This is a genomic window from Candidatus Endolissoclinum faulkneri L5 (assembly GCF_000510265.1).
GTDB classification, from domain to species: Bacteria; Pseudomonadota; Alphaproteobacteria; order Thalassobaculales; family Thalassobaculaceae; genus Thalassobaculum; species Thalassobaculum faulkneri_A.
In genome coordinates, this window is record NZ_CP006745.1 from 1,243,227 (window position 1) to 1,264,144 (window position 20,918).

8 protein-coding genes and 2 tRNA genes are annotated in these 20,918 nt (G+C 32.1%); 3 read left to right on the forward strand and 7 right to left on the reverse strand.

The genetic code is table 11. The annotated features are described in order from the left end of the window. Positions 1-9: 9 nt before the first annotated feature. Together sufC and sufB are read right to left on the reverse strand one after the other, a co-directional pair. Positions 10-759: a Fe-S cluster assembly ATPase SufC gene (sufC, locus tag P856_RS03550; protein WP_025300797.1), complete on the reverse strand. Its 750-nt coding sequence runs from the start codon at positions 757-759 to the stop codon at positions 10-12. A 25-nt stretch (positions 760-784) separates the two neighbouring features. Next, positions 785-2,242 (reverse strand): Fe-S cluster assembly protein SufB, encoded by a 1,458-nt coding sequence (gene sufB, locus P856_RS03555; protein ID WP_025300798.1) that lies wholly within the window; start codon positions 2,240-2,242, stop codon positions 785-787. A gap of 1,194 nt (positions 2,243-3,436) precedes the next feature. On the opposite strand from sufB, the gene P856_RS03560 reads away from it, so the two are divergent. Next, a complete protein-coding gene (locus P856_RS03560; RefSeq protein WP_025300799.1) occupies positions 3,437-4,204 on the forward strand; it encodes an NAD kinase in 768 nt (255 codons plus the stop codon). Positions 4,205-5,368: 1,164 nt separating this feature from the next. On the opposite strand, the gene P856_RS03565 is transcribed toward P856_RS03560, so the two are convergent. Beyond that, entirely contained in the window at positions 5,369-5,815 is a 447-nt protein-coding gene (locus P856_RS03565) for a SufE family protein (protein WP_025300800.1), read from the reverse strand. Between the two features lie 1,571 nt (positions 5,816-7,386). Continuing rightward, complete coding sequence (gene tkt / locus P856_RS03570; protein WP_025300801.1) at positions 7,387-9,387, reverse strand: transketolase; 2,001 nt, start codon at positions 9,385-9,387, stop codon at positions 7,387-7,389. A 1,056-nt stretch (positions 9,388-10,443) separates the two neighbouring features. Here tkt and P856_RS03575 point away from each other — a divergent pair. After that, positions 10,444-10,520 (forward strand) — tRNA-Arg (locus tag P856_RS03575). Positions 10,521-11,501: 981 nt separating this feature from the next. Here the strand turns inward: P856_RS03575 and P856_RS03580 are convergent. The 3 genes from P856_RS03580 to P856_RS03590 all read right to left on the reverse strand — a co-directional run bounded on the left by P856_RS03580 (position 11,502) and on the right by P856_RS03590 (position 17,516). After that, positions 11,502-12,110 (reverse strand): superoxide dismutase, encoded by a 609-nt coding sequence (locus P856_RS03580; RefSeq protein ID WP_025300802.1) that lies wholly within the window; start codon positions 12,108-12,110, stop codon positions 11,502-11,504. A 2,272-nt stretch (positions 12,111-14,382) separates the two neighbouring features. Then, positions 14,383-14,458: transfer RNA gene (locus P856_RS03585), tRNA-Lys, on the reverse strand. A 1,606-nt stretch (positions 14,459-16,064) separates the two neighbouring features. Beyond that, on the reverse strand, positions 16,065-17,516 hold the full coding sequence (locus tag P856_RS03590) for a TrkH family potassium uptake protein (RefSeq protein WP_227028664.1): 1,452 nt from the start codon (positions 17,514-17,516) through the stop codon (positions 16,065-16,067). 544 nt (positions 17,517-18,060) lie between these two features. Here P856_RS03590 and P856_RS03595 point away from each other — a divergent pair. After that, complete coding sequence (locus tag P856_RS03595) at positions 18,061-19,266, forward strand: pyridoxal phosphate-dependent aminotransferase (RefSeq protein WP_025300804.1); 1,206 nt, start codon at positions 18,061-18,063, stop codon at positions 19,264-19,266. The last annotated feature ends 1,652 nt before the right edge of the window (positions 19,267-20,918 follow it).

The window sequence follows — 20,918 nt, forward strand, 5'->3', positions numbered from 1 at the left end:
TTAAATCCCTTATGCCGCTGTCTCAATAAAATTGATATAGCCACGTTGTTCTAACTGAAGTGCTAATTCTTTTCCACCAGTTTTTTGAATACGGCCATGAGCAAGAACATGAACTAAATCCGGTTCAATGTAATCTAGCAAGCGTTGATAATGAGTAATAACCAACATTGATCTGTCAGAAGAACGCAGAGAATTTACCCCGTCTGAAACTACCTTTAAAGCATCAATATCAAGACCACTATCGGTTTCATCGAGGATACAAAATCTAGGCTCTAACATTGCCATTTGCAGAATCTCGTTACGTTTTTTCTCTCCTCCGGAAAATCCAACATTTACTGAGCGCTTCAACATTTCGTCACTCACCCCTAAGGAATTTGCTTTACTCCGAACCATCTTCAGGAATTCCATAGAATCTACTAACTCTTCACCAGCTACCTTACGCCTAGCATTTACCGCCTCTCGTAAAAACGTCAAGCCGCTAACACCTGGAAGTTCCACAGGATACTGCATAGCGAGAAACAAGCCAGCAATAGCGCGTTCATCAGGTTCCATGGACAACAAATCTCGCCCGCAAAAGCTTATCGAGCCTTGAGTAACCTTACAACTTTCTCGACCAGTTAAAACATAAGTCAGCGTGCTTTTCCCGGAGCCGTTTGGCCCCATAATTGCATGAATCCGACCAGCTTCAATTGATAAGTTTATGCCGCGAAGTATTGGTCTTCCATCAACTTCAGCATGAATATTTTCAATTTCTAACAATGTCATATTACATTCTTCTATTAAATCAACCAACACTGCCTTCCAAGCTAATAGCAACCAGCTTTTGTGCTTCGATAGCAAACTCCATTGGTAACTCTTTCATTACTTCCTTGCAAAATCCATTAACAATCAAGCCAACAGCGTTCTCCGCTGAAAGACCACGAGAAGTACAGTAAAAAAGCTGATCCTCGCTAATTTTCGAAGCTGTTGCCTCATGCTCAATCCTAGAAGATGGATTTTTGCTCTCGATATACGGGACGGTATGGGCACCACACTTATCACCAATCAACAAACTATCACACTGAGTAAAATTACGCGCCCTATCGGCCCGTCTTCCAGCTCGCACTAGACCTCGATAAGTATTGTTAGAATTCCCAGCACTAATACCCTTAGAAACAATTGTCGACTTAGTATCTTTACCAAGATGGATCATCTTAGTACCAGTATCAGCTTGCTGGAGGTTATTAGTGATAGCAACAGAATAAAACTCTCCCACACTACCATCACCTTGCAATATGCAACTTGGATATTTCCAAGTAATTGCAGAACCAGTCTCGACTTGAGTCCAAGAAATCTTTGCATATTTACCTCGACATATACCACGCTTAGTTACAAAATTGTATATGCCGCCATTTCCATTTTCATCGCCTGGATACCAATTTTGGACGGTTGAATACTTAATCTCCGCATTATCCAAAGCTATTAGCTCAACTACTGCTGCATGAAGTTGGTTTTCATCCCGCTGCGGCGCAGTACAACCTTCCAAATACGAAACATAACTACCTTCATCAGCGATGATCAGAGTGCGTTCAAACTGCCCAGTATTCTGAGCATTAATACGAAAATAAGTTGATAACTCGATTGGGCAACGCACTCCTTTAGGAATATACACAAAGCTCCCGTCAGTAAAAACTGCACTGTTTAAACAGGCAAAAAAATTATCCATAGAGGGGACAACCGAGCCAAGATATCTCCTTGTCAATTCCGAATGATTTCTCACAGCCTCAGAGATTGAGCAAAACACAATCCCACACTTTTCCAACTCTTTCTTATAAGTTGTAGCCACAGAAACACTATCAAAAACCGCATCCACAGCAACTACGCCAGCCAAAAGCTCTTGTTCCTTTAATGGAATACCAAGTTTTTCGTAAGTTACCAACAATTCTGGAGAAACTTCTTTTAGAGAATTCAGCTTAGGCTTATCTAATGGTGCTGCATAATAATACAAACCGTTATAATCAATCGGTGGATGAGTAATTTTAGCCCAATTCGGTTCTTTCATTAAACGCCAATAATTCAGGGCCTGTAAACGTTTCTCTAGCAGCCAATCTGGTTCTTCCTTCTTATTGGAAATAAAGCGAACAGTGCTTTCGTCAAGCCCTTTAGGCGCCATATCCATACAAATTTCTGTTACGAAACCATGTTTGTAAGCACGGCTAGTAAACTCTTCGACATGACGAAGGGTATCAGCTGTAGCAGACATAATCTATATATCTCCCAAGTAGTTAAATCATCAAGTATGAAGACTGCTTATTTTAAGATCTATCTAATAAAATAAAGATTTAAGTTAAAGTGATTTAATCCTAATCTAGTATGAATGAAGCACACTAATTCTTGCTTTAGATATTCAATAGTCTAGGATAAAATAAAATCAGCTAGAACAAAACGAAAGTTCGTGTATGTGTATTTAAGTATCAATTTCTGATTGGCATACTTAATCGCATCATAACAGCAGCACGATGATTCTTGGCGATACATCCAAATACAATGTAGATTATCAAAATAATGTAATATTGTACGAAATATATTAACATTAATTTGCAGTAATTTGTAAGCATATCAATCAAGAGGTTGATTTTTTAACTTAATGTAAAATTACAATCCATTATTTCCTAATTTATCTACCAAAAAAGTTTAGCATAAGCAAAATCAATACAATTAGTTACACAACAGTACTATATCTTATTTCTGAGTATTATTAACGTTTTATAGACCAGCCTGTCTATCTCTAAAGCTGATATTTTATCAATTTTAGATAATTTTATAGAGGATAATTTGCAGGAATCAATCTAAAACTTAAGACCTTTATACAGGATTATGATTTTTTTTAATCAATGCTTGCTTTCCACTTAAATTATATTCTGTTTAATTGTTAATTAGCTTAAATTCATTAATTTTTAATGGAATTAAATGTAGCTATTTTATTTAGCTGAGATCGTATTTGATAATAAGATTGTATAATGGACTGTTTGTTTCTGCTTTTATGTTAAATTCAATGAATTATAGCTTATTTTCTCACCTAAAGAAACAAATATACAATCTTACAGAAAAACAGTTATGAGTTACTAATAGATGAGCTAGTTTGATTCAATGACTGCATTGCAAATGTTTAGCATACAAGTATAGATTAAAATTTTGCTGCTTATTCATTAATGGTAATGATATTAGATGTGTGCAAAACTAAAAGAATTAATTTTTAGCAATTACAATAAATTAAATGAATTATTGAAGATCTCCCGCTGAATTTCAGAATTATATCGAGAGCAAAATTACTTAAACAGCCGTATTCTGTAGAATAAGCCAATCAATAAATTAAATAGAAAATTCTATGATTATGTATATAAAAATTTTAAGGCTTTATTAAATTTAATGACGGAGAAATGCTGTGGTAAATGAAATGCATAATATGGCGCTTGCCTTCGTAGCTGGCAATAACGAAGAAGCGCGCTTTGCACAAAAGTTGTTAAGTCAAAAGTATGGCAATGTAGTACCAAGCAGAGCTGATTTAATTGTTGCATTGGGTGGTGACGGCTATATGCTAGAAACTATCCGTGCTACAATCAGCACATGTAAACCAATTTACGGTATGAATTGCGGTACCGTTGGTTTTTTGATGAACAAATTTCAGGATAACAACTTAATAGAGAGATTACATAGGGCAAAGCCAGTTATACTACATCCACTGCGGATGCATGCTACTTGCCGCAATGGCACAAGAGTAGAAATGCTAGCGATTAATGAAGTATCCATATTTCGAGCCTCAGCTCAAGCAGCCAGCATTCGTATATTAATTGACGGTCAGGAAAGGCTCGCGGAATTAATCTGCGATGGTGTTCTAGTAGCTACCCCTGCCGGCTCAACCGCTTACAATCTATCAGCCCATGGACCAATTATCCCGCTCGGAGCAAATGTGCTCGCCCTAACACCAATCAGCGCATTTCGCCCTCGTCACTTGCGAAGCGCTCTGCTATCACGTGAAGCCACCATTCGCTTCGAAACTACCTCATCGAAAAAGCGACCTATCAATGCTGTAGCTGACGTTATAGAAGTGGATGACGTGATTGAAGTCGAAATTCGTGAAGATAGCAACGTAAAACTTACCGTGCTTTACGATCCGGAACATAACCTGGAAGAACGTGTTTTAATGGAACAATTTAATTCATAAATTTGTGCAACTAGCGTTTATGTTATTATCTATTACCAAATACTTAATTGTTTTCTATAGCCATTAACTTGAACAGGTTAGATATCTCAACAAAGAGATTACCAATTACATCTCTATTGGGAGGCTCTAAAGTTAGATCAATACCTTATCACCTGTAATATTACTTATAGGATTTCTATGCATCTATGGCTAGGCTACAATTAATGGAGTGAATGTTATAGTGGTTTATAAAATACATTCACAATTCATTCCTAAAATGTTTCTAGTATAGAAACACCATGAATTCAATAAGAGATAAATTTTACTTAAAGAACATAATCAAGATGCTACAACTTTACTTAAAGAACATAATCAAGATGCTACAACTGCATAATTTGATCAAAATCAGAATTTTAGCAAAGATTAAAATAGATACTTTTAAGTAGACTTAAAAAAACTTTTTCAGTATGACTAAAGAAATTGCAAAACTCCAATGATTCAAAATTAAATCGCAATATTAAGTATCTTAACATAAATCAAACTAATCATTTTTAATCATTGAAACCCAAAGCTATATTCATCAAGCAACCTTAGTTCAATAGGTATTTAAACAAAACAAGCACTTAATTTAGCGAAAAGATTAAAAATGCTTGCCTAGGGTATAAAATACGTTATAGAAATAACATAACTAATCTTAAAAAGAAGCCGTTTTTCTCTCTTCACATCAATATTAACTCAATAACTATAGCAATTTGCTTTAGTGGAGTGTAAAAAATCATAAAGTCATTATGGAAAATATAGTTTTGATTTGCAATACATAAATCAACTATCGTCAGATAGAAGTATTGTTAGATCATTGTACAATGATATCGTTAATAGCTAATAATAATGCAATATCAAATTGATATAGTATAGTCTATTTTTTTACTGTAAAATCATTGATAAAACCAAAATTTTAAACTATCTAGTAAAGTAATAATTATGATAAAATGCAACATTTACTTATGATCTTTTTAAATAAGAGCTGGTTAATATTTACATTATGGTCTAAAATGGAAAGCGTTAGTTTACAAAAAAAACAACCCTGACTAAATCAATGAACTTTTAATTGCTGCATATAACAACGCGAATAATAAGCACAAAGCTTACAAAAACTAAAATAAAAGGTTAACTCTCCAAATTACTTTAATCTAGCTCAGATTGCGCTCGACCTTTAATAGCCTTAAGCATAGCACTAAGGCCATTGTTACGAATAGCAGATAGATGTGAGTCAAGACCAATAGCATGAATAAAATCAGGTTCAGTGTCTATAATATCTTGCGGGGTTCGATTGGAATAAACCCGTAAAAGCAAAGCAATAATTCCAGAAACTATAACCGCATCACTCATAGCTTGGAATAACAGTCGATCTCCAACTCTTTCACCAACTAACCAAACTTGACTTTGACAGCCACTAAGCTTAAATTCATCGCGTTTATAAACTTCTTCTAACGGAGGATGTTTACGACCAAGATCAATCAAGTATTCATAACGCTCTGTCCAGTTATCAAAAAAAGCAAACTCCTCGATAAGCTTAGTTTTTTCTTCTTCTATAGGGGTTCTTAAGGTATTTTCAAAAAATTCTTGGTTCATGCTATTCACATCTATAATTTTTACGCGTTGTAAAAATTTTTATTACAAATGAACGAATCAACAGAATAGACTCCACCAGGCAGTGTAATTTAACTCATTGTAGCTCATAATTACATAGATTATTCTCATCGCTCAAAAACATCACGATAACAATTATAAATTCTACCGTAGATTTAAGTCCACCACTCATCAGTTAATAACTGCCTAAATTAAAAATTCTTATTTACAATTAAAAGTTAAGCAATTAAATTTTTGCTAAAAACTAAGTATATCAGCAGAAATCCACAAAAATACAGTAAATTCAAGTCAAACATAGATTGTTTGATTTAAACTCACAAGAACCTTCTTTCAAACAAAATTAAAATATTAGAGCACTTCCTAATCTTCTTAATAGTCGGCATAAATAGTTACGCTCATTACTTGCTTAACTTTTTTTGTTGTTCTCTAATCAATAAAATTTTTTACAGTAACTTACTGGTCAAGTAAGTAAATTAAAAATAGTTACAGTAATAGTAGACTATTATGATATTAGCCATTTTTGTTACTGACATAATATTAACAAACAAGCAACACACAAAGTAAAATATACCGTTTTAACAATTGGCTATTTAACACAACATGAGGATTATAAATGTTTAGCTAAGAGTACAAAAAGCTATAATTCATGCGATTACTATAACGTATTGAAAAATACGAGATGAAATTTTATATAAAAATCGTCCAATTAGTAAGAATAATTCAATAAAATTCGAGGCGATTGTGATTCTAATTGTCTTAGAGCGTAATTCTATCTTCTACTAATTTACTGCAAAAATTCCTATAAATATAATGAATTTAAGTTGCGCGATGAATTATAGATAAAACATATCTGCCAATTCATTATTTCAATTCATTATTTTATCGCTTCAAAAAAACATAAGTCTATTGATTGCGCTTCACTTAACAAGTGAATCCTAAGAACATTAAGTAGACTGTTTACTACTTAATGTTCTTAGGAAGATAAGATTAGTTGTCAAAAAAAATTATCTTATTCATAAATCTTAAACCCAATTTCCTTTTTAAATATTTCTAAAAATAAGAGTATTATAAACAATATATCAAATTCATAAATTCAAATGTAGTCCTCCTAAAGCAAAAGTAGAACAATAGTTATAACAGTTTAAAACTTATAAAAAGGTCATTGGCTAAATCTGTATTATAACAAACCGGCGCAATCTCTGCTGCGCAGAACAATTACATTTTAGTTAATTAAATTGTGTTAAATCAAACTAATCTAAAACAACGCTAACGCTATTGTTTTAAAGAAAAATCTATATCAATTCACTTTAGCTAAAAAATACGTTTTAAATATAAAAATTGCAGTACTTTAGTAAAAAAGAACCCCAATTAATAAGCATATTGCCGAGCATCTGCTGGTAACAGATGCAAAGCTTGCATATAGAGCAAGCTATAACAAGACAATAACAAAAAATAAAATATTAAAACAATACCCAATATAGTTCGATACAACCCCATTGATTTCAATGAAAAGAAAATGCATTGAAAAGTACTTAATTTTTTTCAAAAACTTTCTAAATACGCTCCTTTACAGCATTGACGATATTGCTAACCGTGATTTTAAAATGCCTATATAATTCCTGACATGAACCTGAAGCTCCAAACCCAGACATTCCAATAAAAGCGTCATTGTCTCCGAGGAATCTATCCCAGCATTGACGTACGCCAGCTTCCACTACCACACGTACGCTAGACCCAAATACATGATTAATATAAAATGGCTCTTGAGCCATAAACAAATCAAGCGATGGAACAGAAACTACCGCTGTATGTATACCTTCAAGATCAAGCTGAGCTTTAGCAGCAATTGCAATCTCTATCTCGCTACCGCTTGCTATTATGCTAGCCCTTCGCTCTCCTTTCGCGTTTGCCAATACATAACCACCTTTGGACGAGAGGTTAAATTCTGAATGTCTAACACGAACAGTTGGTACATTCTGCCTGGTCAAAGCTAAGATACTTGGTCCTGATCGCCTTTGCAAAGCAAGTTGCCAAGCCTCAGCGGTTTCTACAGCGTCGGCAGGCCGAAACACAACTAAATTTGGGATCGCACGTAAAGAAGACAAATGTTCAACTGGCTGATGAGTTGGGCCATCCTCTCCAAGGCCAATGCTGTCGTGTGTCATGATAAAAATGCAACGAATACCCATTAGAGCGGCTAGACGAATTGAGGGGCGGCAATAATCGGTAAAAACAAGAAAAGTACCACCGTATGGAATAACCCCCTTATGCAGCGCCATGCCATTTATTGCGGCAACCATAGCATGTTCACGCACACCATAATGTATATACCGCCCTCCGTAATTATTACGGTTTAATAGCTCCTGGGAATCAACCTTAGTATTATTAGAACTAGAAAGATCAGCAGAACCACCAAGCAATTCGACCAGAATAGGAACGATAACTTCAAGAATCTTTTGAGAAGATACACGAGTAGCAATTCTAGGCTGATTAATGCTCATACTTTTTTTGTGTGCATTAACAGCCTCCGTAAGGCTTGCCGGTAGAACACCAGAGATGGATCGATTAAAATTTTCCTTCTTACTAGAATTCAATAGTCTTTCGGTCCAGCAATCAAATTCCTTCGCACCACGATTACCTAGAGATAAGCCAAGTTTGCTAATGTCTTCCGGAATTACGAAGGGAGGGTGTGACCAATTGATAGCAGCACGGACAGCAGCAACTTCCTCTTTTCCTAAAGGAGCTCCATGCGAAATTGACTTGCCAGCTTTTGTTGGAGCACCACAACCAATAATAGTACGACAGTCTATTAGAGAAGGACGTTGTTCAGAAGCGGCTTCTCTAATAGCGCAGGCGATATGTTTAGGATCATGCCCATCGCATTCCACTACATGCCAACCGTAAGATAAAAACCTTTCTTGTACATCATCAGATGAGGTCAAGTCAGTCGAGCCATCTATAGAGATTTTGTTGTCATCCCAGAGAACATTCATTCGACCTAGGCCAAGATGACCAGCTAGAGAAGCAGCTTCATGACTAAGGCCCTCCATTAAGCATCCGTCACTAGCAACAACCCAAACTCGATGATCAATTAAATCGTCACCGAAACGAACATTAAGATGTCGTTCTGCGATTGCCATCCCTACAGCATTTGCAAAACCTTGCCCCAATGGGCCGGTAGTAGTCTCAACGCCCTGCAATGCACCATATTCTGGATGACCCGCAGTTTTGTAACCAAGACGACGAAAATTCTTTAATTCTTCTAGAGAAAGATCTTTGTAACCGGTCAAGTATAACAGTGAATATAATAGCATCGATCCATGGCCCGCGGACAAAATAAACCGATCACGATCGGCCCAATCGGGATGACGTGGATCAAAACGAAGAAACTGCGAAAATAAGACAACAGCCACGTCAGACATACCCATCGGCATGCCTGGATGACCTGATTGGGCTTTTTCCACAGCATCCATAGAAAGAACGCTAATTGCATTTGATAGACTGAGGTGCTCTTCTTCAGAAAGAGCAACACCAAAATTTGAAGAAGTAGTCATAAATTAATCAAATAACCTTAAATTAGAGCAAGGTAAACAAGAAAGCGCTGAAACGTGTCAAAATAAATCATTTCATACAAAACAGTATGGCTACACTATAGAATATAAATTACTTTCGGTAAAGTAAGTTTGAATGTATTTTCATAAAAGGCTACTAATACGGATTAGTATCATAATATTCACAATATTTTTAAGCTACAATGATATACTCATGCGGAGTATTATAGTCAATTTTATCTTACAAGATAAGTAGAAAATAATTATGAATATTCTTTCTATAAAACTGTAATTAAAAATATAAAGAACTCTAAAATAAATTGCGTAATTTTTATATTACGCAAAAAATTTAGCTATTACTGTTACAACGATACCATAATCAACTTATAATGGTTGTAAATATAAAGTCTAAGCAAAACTCAGCCAATGCGCTTAGCGCAAACATAAATAATAAATGCAGCTAAAAATCATCCAGTCAGCCGACTTGCTTATAGCGAATTTTCTTATGATTAACTGTTCATCAATCGATCATAAACATATTAATTTAAATTAATAAAATGTACTTGCCACGAATGATGCAAAAAATTAACTTTTGATTCAAAAATTTGCTAATTTAATGATAGTCTAGACTAATTTAAAATGATAAAAGTTTATTATAGAGGAGAAGTTTTGCCCTTCAGACAATACATCAGTTAAAAGGTAAATGGATTATAAAGGAACTATTTTGGGCAAAGTGCTATTTTAACTTTTAACAATTTAGACGAATCTAGCAAAAATATTTGACAATGATTAATTATCGCGTAAAGATGTTTTCTCAGCATAAGTCTATTTTCTTGTGGAACACAATAGACTTAATCGTTGAATGATATTTTCTTTTCTTTATTTATATCGTACAAAGAGATATTGATCGTACAAAGAGATATTGCATTATTTTAATGTTTGTGCTAGATATCCTTTTCAATTATCCATGGATTAAAAATTTTTGCATCCTTCCTCTTGATGTATTATATTATTTGGTAAACAATAATCCAGTTATTGGGATAAATTCATTAGGTGATAGCGCCCGTAGCTTAACTGGACAGAGCACATGACTACGGATCATGAGGTTGGGAGTTCGAATCTTCCCGGGCGCGCCAGCCATTTTCACTCTATTAAATTTTAAACTCAGATTAATTGATAGCTCCGGAGAATCAAAGATCTAAATGATTATTACTTTGGCTGCGAACTATTTATTAATTATTAAGAGTATGATTATTAAGAGTATGATTGCTTTTTTGATAAGCTGTTAGTTTTAACTTAGCTACAGTTAGCTAACACTTTAAAAATTGCCTACTGGCAAGAAATTTTTATGATCAAGTAATAAGATATAAATTACGTTGTTAAAAAAAATTAGTCAATAAACTACATAATAATTTTGTTATTTAATGCACTTGCAGAGTGCAAGCTTGCATAAAAGATTATAATACTAGCATTGATAGTCAGAGTAATATGGATAGCTATTAATCTGATTATGTTAGCAGATAAAATAAATTTATAAAAAATTACTATTTTAAAAACCAGTTTATAAAATATTTAACATTGTTAAATGGAATAACAGCAGTTAATTAATATAAATTAAATATATCATATATATATTAGGTCTATTCGATAGAATGCATTTTTATTAATTATAATTTCAGTTATCATCCACAATTTAGAAAAAATTTTTTATTAATTTTAAGATCAAAAATATTACCTTGTATAATCATTTTTAAATAAAATATTAAAAACAATTTCGTAAATATTAAATAATTATTAGATAGCAATCTATCCCCCGTTTAATCAAAAGCAAAAATCAAATAAATACCATCTGAGTAATAAAAATGAAATGCTAAAATCTAACTAAATATTCCATATATTTATCAACAATAAATACTGATAATTGTCGATTGATTAATATGTCCGAATTAAATACAATTAGAATTGTATAATTTTCATACCAAGAAAAACAAGTCGGTGCTTAAAAGATTTTCATAGCGCCGACTTGTTTTGAATCCTTGATCAATCTTTCACCGATCAAACACTTTTTTTGTGAGTCATATACAAAAGATGATTTCTAAATCAACGTTAAAAATATCCTAATAAGATTGATCAAAAATATCTGCAACACGTTCCCAGTTCACCAAATCACGTACAAAAGCTCTAATATAGTCAACACGAGCGTTACGATAATCAATATAATACGAGTGCTCCCAAACGTCACAACCAAGTAAGGCAATGCCATTACCCATTGCAAGCGGATTTATACCATTAGAAGTGTTAGTTATATAAAGCTTGCCTTCTTCACCCAAAACCAACCAAACCCAGCCAGAACCAAACTGTCCTATACCAAACTCAACAAATTTTTCCTTCATTGCTTCAACGCTGCCAAAGTCAGAAATAATCTTCTTTTCCAAAGTACCGGGAATAGCCCCACCTCCATTTGGTTTCATCCATTTCCAAAATTCTATATGGTTCCAGTGCTGAGCTATGTTATTAAACAAACTACCGGCTTCAGCAGTTAGATAGGCAGTTTTAATGGCATCCTCTAATGACTTGTGCGCCAAACCACTACCGTTCATTAGCCTATTAGCGTTCACAACATAAGCGTTGTGATGTTTGTCATGATGATATTCTAGAGTCTCCTTAGACATAACAGGTTCCAATGCATTATACTCATAAGGTAGACTGGGCAGTTCAAAAACCATTGGTTGGATCTCCTTTTGATTACATTATTGATAACTTAATTTCTTTAACTTTAAAGCAATACTTTAGATCACTGTGATATACAAAATAGCTCGTTTAGCAATGCTCGTGAAAAATCATTAACTAGTAATACATAATATTAATCTAAATATTAACAGTTAGATTAATATTATGTATTACTAGAATCATAGCAATTTACAGCTGTATATTTGTTCATAATTTAATATTCGCAAGAACTGCTAATATTAAATTAATCCTAACCTATAAATTCGTTAAAGACCTCCTTTGTTAATCATGCCTCATAACAGTAAGTAGTTTTAGGAAAGTATAGAACAATAATTTATTGTTATGTATTAGATTCTTTAATTCCGCATACTACAATTAAAAATTAATTAATCTTATCTGGAAAGTTTGATTTCATAATTTAAATATTTTATCACTTGCATTGGAGAATAAAAAAACCAAGCACAAAGGCTGATTTTAATTTTTAACTATAGTACTTAAAAAATATTATTTAAGCTATACAATAAGATTACTGCGATTAATATTTATCTTTCTAGAGCTAGAATATCAGCATATAATGTAGTACTATTCTTTAAACCATTTACGTGTCAGCTATCGATAAATGCAGTTATTGACACTAGTCTTCTTTGATAAGGTATACTATTACATTATTGTAAATAATTCATTATAGATTTAGTCCTAATTAATACCTTTAAAAAATTATAAAACCTTTGGAAAATTTAAAATTTTATTCAAAATCAAAAAATCCTCAAAATAATTTACCTAACCGAAAATAGATCGGTAAGCCATACACTTAAATTTTATTACATATCAGCATATTTTTTTAATAAATATATAAATGCCTGTTGATCTAATTATTAACTGCCATTCCTTGCCTAATGTTACCATCAATGATGATGTAGCTTTTAAATACTATCAAGATTTTCTTACGCGTAAGGCAAACCTGAAAAATAAATTTCCTTGGAAAAGTTGTCTTAAACGGCGGTACAGCAGCACTAAAATTTTTAAGTAATAATGTTATATTTTGTTAAACTGAAGGCTTGTTTTATCACCAAAGATAATATTAATTAATGAAGAGCATTTTTTAAATGCGAAGAATTTAATTTTTGTATGTTACAAATGCCAGTTGTATATTGATACTTTAAAACAGACAGTGTTACCAATCAGTACTCGCATGACAATTATCAGTTAATAATTAATAATTCAAGCCTAATTAATTAATAATTCAAGCCTAATTAAATTACGATGAAACAAGCAAATGACCTGCAGTAAGCAAAGAAAGCCTTACTGCAATAAGGTTAAGTTAAATTCTTACTACTATAAATAAGAAGGATTATTGTTAGCACAAATAAATTTTTGCATTTTTGGACAAGACGTTTGATTTACCTAAACACATTTATTATCTATATTTGATGATAGAAAAGTAATGAACAAGTAATATATACGATTAATTTTAAACAATTATGAGCAAATATAAAAAAACTAAATGATAAATAATTAACCTTTATCTTCAACCATAAATAATAATGAAAATTTCAAGCGTAAGTAAGATTTTTATTATTATTTATCATGTTATTTTACTTTTGAATAAATCGTGATGCAATAAAAATACAGCTTAGCTGATCATATTAAAAATCTTCAATTTAAATTATACTTAAACATTAAAATCAATATACTTTTAATTAGTTATTATAATAATAGCTAATTAATTAATTGTTTGTATTTCGCTAAACATTACCAGGAAAGAATCAAAAAACGTGAAGATATCAATGTCATAATTAACCATAATTTTATGTATCACTGAATTTTTGCTCTATATTAGATTGTTCCAAATTAAGTTGCAATTGATTTCTGATTAATATCCTATCACATCAGTATATAACAGCAAAATTCAATTTATGTCGTCCAAATAATGGATATTTTAAACTTAAAACAAAATCTGTTAAAACTGGCCTCATTATAGACCAATGCGCCAAATTTACAGTCAATGACTTACTATTGTTCTTTAGAGCATTAATGCTTAATCATTACTCATTTGTAAAACTCATTTTCGCCTTAGAATTAAGTACTAGAACAATCTCTATATGATCCAAGAAGAGTCGTTAAAAAAAATTACCAATCATATTATTTATATATTTTATTAAATGCCTTGTACGCTTCTTTAAATAATACCAAAAACCCTAAGAGGAGTTTAATTTTAAACAAAAATTGCATTACATAAATTAATATAATTTAATAACAAAAATTCTATGGCAGGCGCACAAGGATTCGAACCTTGGACCCGCTGATTAAGAGTCAGCTGCTCTACCAACTGAGCTATGCGCCCACAATTACAAGCTAATTAACAAAAGTTGTTTCTATACAAGAGAGGTATTAAAGTACTATTAGATGCTAAATCTTATAATCTATATTATTTTCTCGACAATTTGCTATCGACGTGATTAATAACATCGGTTCTCTCTCGCATTAATTATATAAAGCATCATTACCTTAGAAAAACTTTCACAAAAGTATTTCATCTGAAATACTTTTGCAAGTGATATGGTTTGGGAATAAATAATTCAGCAATCAATAGTCTGCGACAGTATTTTTAATCTGTTTATTTCCCATGAAATCCCAATTATTAAGTAACATTACTGATGAGTAAACAAAATAATTAATGATTCGTTAATAGAAAAGATATTTGATGCTATTTGCTAAATAGGGCACAACATACTTAATTTACGCTAACCGATTGTGATTAAAAAAAAGCATAGTTAAAATCCGAATACTGAAGTGTCTCGTTACTTAAACAACATCAATTAATCTTTGGCAGTACAGAAGCAAAGCCTTTAGTTGTATATAGTATAAACTTCATTTAAAATATTTCATGTTATAATGAAAAATTTGCTAAATAAGCTCTCCAAACTAGAAAAATATACGTATCATACGCTAATATAATATCATAAGTTCTATAAAACAAAACTAATCTATTTTATATGCTATAAAAATTAAATTTATTTACTTTTTCAAAGTATTGATGCTTCCTGCCAATATTACTTATCTTGGGGATAAGTAATATATTTCCTTCCTGCCTTAAGTGGCTATCTAAAAGCCAAATTTAATAAAGCAACCGAATATAATCGACAGCAATAGTTTTTTTTATTAACGTTACCTTACTTAGTACGTGGACAGAATGTTTCTACTTAAATTTTAATAGGATTAACAAAATTGCTTTACTTGGATTTTTTAATCACCAATCAATAAGTCAAGATATTTGTTTTTGTGAAAAAATAAATAGCAACAAGTTATCTAAAAATGTATTCACTTTAGCTTTTTATAATAAGCAAAAGCATGTTTTAAGATCACAGTTAAGTTATTTAAAATAACTAAAGAAATACTTATATCTGAAATATTTTTATTAATTTTTAACTATACCTCAATAGGGTTAAAAATTTTAATAACCTCAAGAAAACTTTTCAAGAGATTTTATAATCAAAGATAATTTCCATAGAAATTTTAAAAGATAAACAGCTTAATCTTTAATTAAAGATTGTATAATAGGTGATTATTGCAAGTGAGTGCATATAATGCGGTCATTATGATAATAATATTCTTGACCTCCCCCTGCATCTAGCTAAAAATACCTTTATTAAAAATTGTTACCATTGATTAGATTAATCGCTTCAAATCAAGCAAAGGAAGGGTAAGATACAAAATGTACTTAGTTAAGATTATAAACAATGATTACCTTTTTATGCATACAACGACTTAATAATACTAGAAAATTTTAGCTAGTGAACCATTTGAAAAATAAAAAAAATTCAATCATCAATTGACCAACCAAAGATCAGTGCTGAAGCACTTAGAAGATGGGTTCACATAAAAAAATTAGATGCGTAATAGCAAATTAACTATTAGTAATTGTTTACTATATAAGTATAGTATTGTTACTATTTACTCCAAAATTTTGGAGTAAATAGTAACAATACAGTAAATATTTCCAGTCTTCCAAGTAGCATAGCGAAACAAAGTAACCACTTCGCAGCTTCTGGTAATTTGTCAAAATTTTCTGCTGGCCCGATTATAGGTCCTAGTCCAGGACCAACATTGCTAATCGTAGTAGCCGCACCAGATAAAGCTGTAATGGGATCAAGCCCCATAGCTGCCAATCCGATAGCCACTATGCCAAAGAACAGTATGTACAAAAAAACAAACCCTATTACAGACTCCAAGACAGATTGCGGAATAGGTTTCCGATTATAGTATGGAATAAATACTCCATGAGGCTGCAACAAACGAGCAAATCTTACTTTAGCTATAGCATACAGTATCTGGAAACGGAATATCTTAATGCCACAAGTAGTAGATCCTGAACAACCACCTACAAACATCAAAAGAAGTATTAGTGTAATCGCAAAACCACCCCAGTTACTAAAATCCGCCGTGAGGTAACCAGTACCGGTAATTATCGAAACTACGTTAAAAGCTGCAAGACGTATTGCATCATAAGAATTAAGATCGATATAGTGCTTGATCCAAATGGCAATCAGCGCAACAGAAATCAGCACTAGCGTTAAAAACCACTGCACTTGGCGATCGCGCAAAATGCTGCGAATGTCTCCACGAGCAATCCCTACATAATGAATAAAAGGCAAACTACCAGCGATCATGCCAAAAGTAACGATCCAGTCAATGGCTGGAACCTTAAAATAGCCAATGGAATCATCTTTGGTAGAATAACCACCAGTAGAAATAGTGCTCATAGCATGAGCAACAGCATCAAACATATCCATACCAGCGGCGAATAAAGCAAGGGCGCAAACAAACGTTACAATAAAATACATAATGCCAAGACCAGCAGCCAGATCACTAGCGCGCGGAAGGGCCTTATGAGCAAGCTCGAAAGCTTCAGCTGCAAAAAGCTGCATACCACCAACTCTTACTGTTGGAAGGACAGCTAAAGCGATAACAATTATTCCCAAACCTCCCAGCCACTGCAGTAGAGCGCGCCACATTAGGAGACCGGGAGAAGCACGACCCAAATCAGATATTACTGTAGCCCCAGTAGTTGTTACACCTGACATAGATTCAAAAAAAGAATCAGCCAAAGTCATATCCAAATCAGAGAATACAAAAGGTAACGCACCAACACTAGCGGTAGCTAGCCAACTTAACGTTGTTAACAAAAAGGCTTGATGCAAATTAAGTTTAGATTGGCGCAATTTGCGCGTTACAAGTATTACTATCACACCAACAAAAAGTGTCATACCTGCTGCATCTAAGAAAACCTGCCAATCTGAATAGTCATTGACCAAATCAATCGCGGCAGGCACAGACATAGATAATGCTAAAGATGTTAGCAATATTCCTAAATTAAATAATACAGGTCCGAAGTATATCACAATATATGCCTAAATAATAATAAAGCTGATCGGATATTTTGCATTAATTAGTTTATTAGTACAATATTATGGTGCACAATAGATTTGTAGATCTATGAATTAGGCGTCATATTCAATAATATCAAAGCGAAAAGTATCTTTAAAATTATTTTTATACTTTAATTGTATTAAATCAAGTGTTATTCATGATATTAATTTGATTAAGAGCTAAATCTTAAATTTTCCCTAATGCAACTGAAAAATATGATTTTATGATGAGCAACAAAACTAGCGGATAAAATATATTGATTGTAGTATTTGCTGTGTTGTAGGCTGCCTGCTTTCTAATATCATGTAATTCTATGACAAAGCCTTATAAAGTTTTTATGCGTCAGAATCGCTGTATGTACTAGGTCAAGCGCGTTTATAGCATAATAATTTGCTACTACATCCACACCTTTAATGCTCTTTAAGGCAATTTTATCTTTATTAAGTGTAAAGTATTTCTCTTGTCAGATTAAAGTTTTTAAATTATCCTGCATACGGGAATTGGGGGGGTTTTAAAATGAGTATTCTTGCTAAGCGGTTAAGCCGCTTGAGGACATCTCCAACAATTGCTATTAATACCAAGGTTATAGAATTAAAAGCTTCTGGTTATGATATCATCAGTTTAGGTGCCGGTGAGCCTGATTTTGATACTCCTCAGCATATCTGTCAAGCGGCAAAAGTAGCGATAGATAAAGGATTGACTCGCTATACACCTGTTGGAGGAACCCTAGAACTAAAAGAAGCCATTGCTTTGAAGTTCAAAAATGATAACTCCTTGACTTATGCTTGTAATCAGATAATTGCATCAAATGGTTGTAAACAAGTACTATATAATGCTTTCTTAGCAACATTAGAACCGGGCGATAAGGTGATTATACCATCACCATATTGGGTTAGTTACCCAGATATGGTGATTTTAGCTGATGCTGAACCAATTTTTATTAATTGTCCAGAAGAAAAAGGCTTTAAGCTACAAGCAGCAGATCTCGAACAGGCTATTACCCCAAAGACTAAATGGTTAATACTGAATTCTCCCTCTAATCCAACCGGTGCTAGCTACACATATGCGGAAATGAAAAATATAACTAATGTACTTATGCAGCATCCGCATGTTCACATTATCACTGATGACATTTACGAGCATATAGTTTATGACGGATTTAAATTTTATACTCCGATCCAAGTAGAGCCAGGTATATACAATCGTACCTTAACGATTAATGGCATGTCTAAAGCATATTGCATGACCGGCTGGCGTATTGGATACGCTGGGGGGCCTGTAAATTTAATTAAAGCCATAACCGATATCCAGTCGCAATCTACTTCAAACCCTTGTTCAATAAGTCAAGCTGCTTCCGTTGCTGCTTTAATGGGAGACCATAGTTTCATCGCTAAAAACAATAAGATTTTTAAAAAACGACGTGATCTAGTTGTTTCTATGCTAAATAAGGCAAATGGTATAGAATGTACGGTCCCGGATGGTGCATTCTATGTTTATCCGTCTATTAAAGGCTGCATCGGTAGCACCACGCCAAGCGGTAAAACAATTAATAGCGATAGTGATTTTGTTAGCGCCTTATTAGACAGCGAGGGTGTGGCTACAGTACAAGGTTGCGTATTTGGTATGAGTCCATATTTTCGAGTTTCTTATGCTACTTCTTCAACGCTTCTGGAAGAAGCTTGTAACCGTATACAAAGATTTTGCGCCTCGTTAAAACGATAATTATTTGAATTTATGTAAAATATCACCAGCAGAAATAAAAATTAATTTTTCATCACAAGCATCTTTATTGATAATAAAGATGTAATTTAACCTTTTTTGTTGGATAATTTTTAATTCATAATTTAAAATAGCTTTTACTGTTTACCATCAGAAGGTTAATAATTTAAATAATTATTTGCTATAACTATGCGGATAGTAAAATTCATTGTTGTTATTATTGGATAACGTAATTAAATTAATTCTATAAGTGTTGCCTTTAATACTAACAATTGTTATTGCACTTATTTTTGCATTTCTTTTAGTTAAAATATTCTATAACTACACATTGGTATATTAAAAATAATCTGTAAAGTCTAGATTGAAAAAATTAAAAGTCGTAGTTATCCAAGAAAAACTCTAGCGTCAGATATTAGCAATTTTTAGATTGATCAAATAATATCACAATAGAACAATTAAAAATTGTAAATTGCTAATTTTACAGCCATATTAACCAATAAATTTAATGATATTGCTTATGCGTTATTGTGATTTTATTAGAAATAATAATATATGCTTGATATGTTATAAATATTATAAAAAGATAGTATTATTAATACAATTTATTAAATAAATATTTATCTATAGGTAATAATAATTTTTTAAGTATCTTTTTATTGCTTGAACTCTTTCAAATATTACCTTGATAAGTATACAGCAAGACAGTCTGTTAAGTAAATTAAGTAGATAAAATAATAAATGTTTATATCCAAACCCTCTCTGTGGTACATTTACTGATTAACTGACAACTAGCTGTAATAGTCCTTAAAAAATAATAATCTATTTTTATATTAATTTTTATTTGCCATTAAAAAGATCATCGTTATAATATTTGTTTTATTTTACTGCCCTAAGATGCAGATAAAAGGGTTAGTTCTTTACTCAAGCGAGGAATAGTTCTAGTATTCTGGAATAGTACTATAAAAATAGTTTTATATCTCTTTATAGCATATAGTGAAATACGTTATATTTTATTATTTTTAATACAAAGAATTTTAAATTTATCTTTAAATTATTTTCTTAATAATCATAATATTGATTATTGTTAGCTGTAATTTAATTTTAAAATTATCGATTAGAGTAAGCACGAGTATAATTACTGTAGATTTCATTCACATAACAAATCTAAACAATCACATCCCGACTAAATGCTAAATTTAGCTTTAAAAATAAGTATTTATAGCAATTGATTTTTTTTGGTTAAATATGAGTTTTTGCGATAAAAAATATATAATCTCAGTTAATCAATTACTTAATAAGTAAGTTTAAAATTTAAACAAGAAATTACTTAATACGATTTACCTGATTTAGTGAATAAAATTTTATTATTAACTGAATGATCCCACTTATACATTAATTTCCGGATGATTACTCTTAGCCAATATGACAGCTATGTCGAGTATCTCTTTATTGCTTAGCGTATTTTAATCTCAAAAGCACATTATTAACCATTAGCTATGATGAGATAACTGGATACACGCAGAATATAGTTAGAAACCACAAATAAACTTTATAAAATTAAAAATGTTTAATCTTTAAATAATATATCATTGATTATACTAATCAATCATATAATAAAGTGTTTATAAAAAGAAAGATAAATCAATTCTATCTTC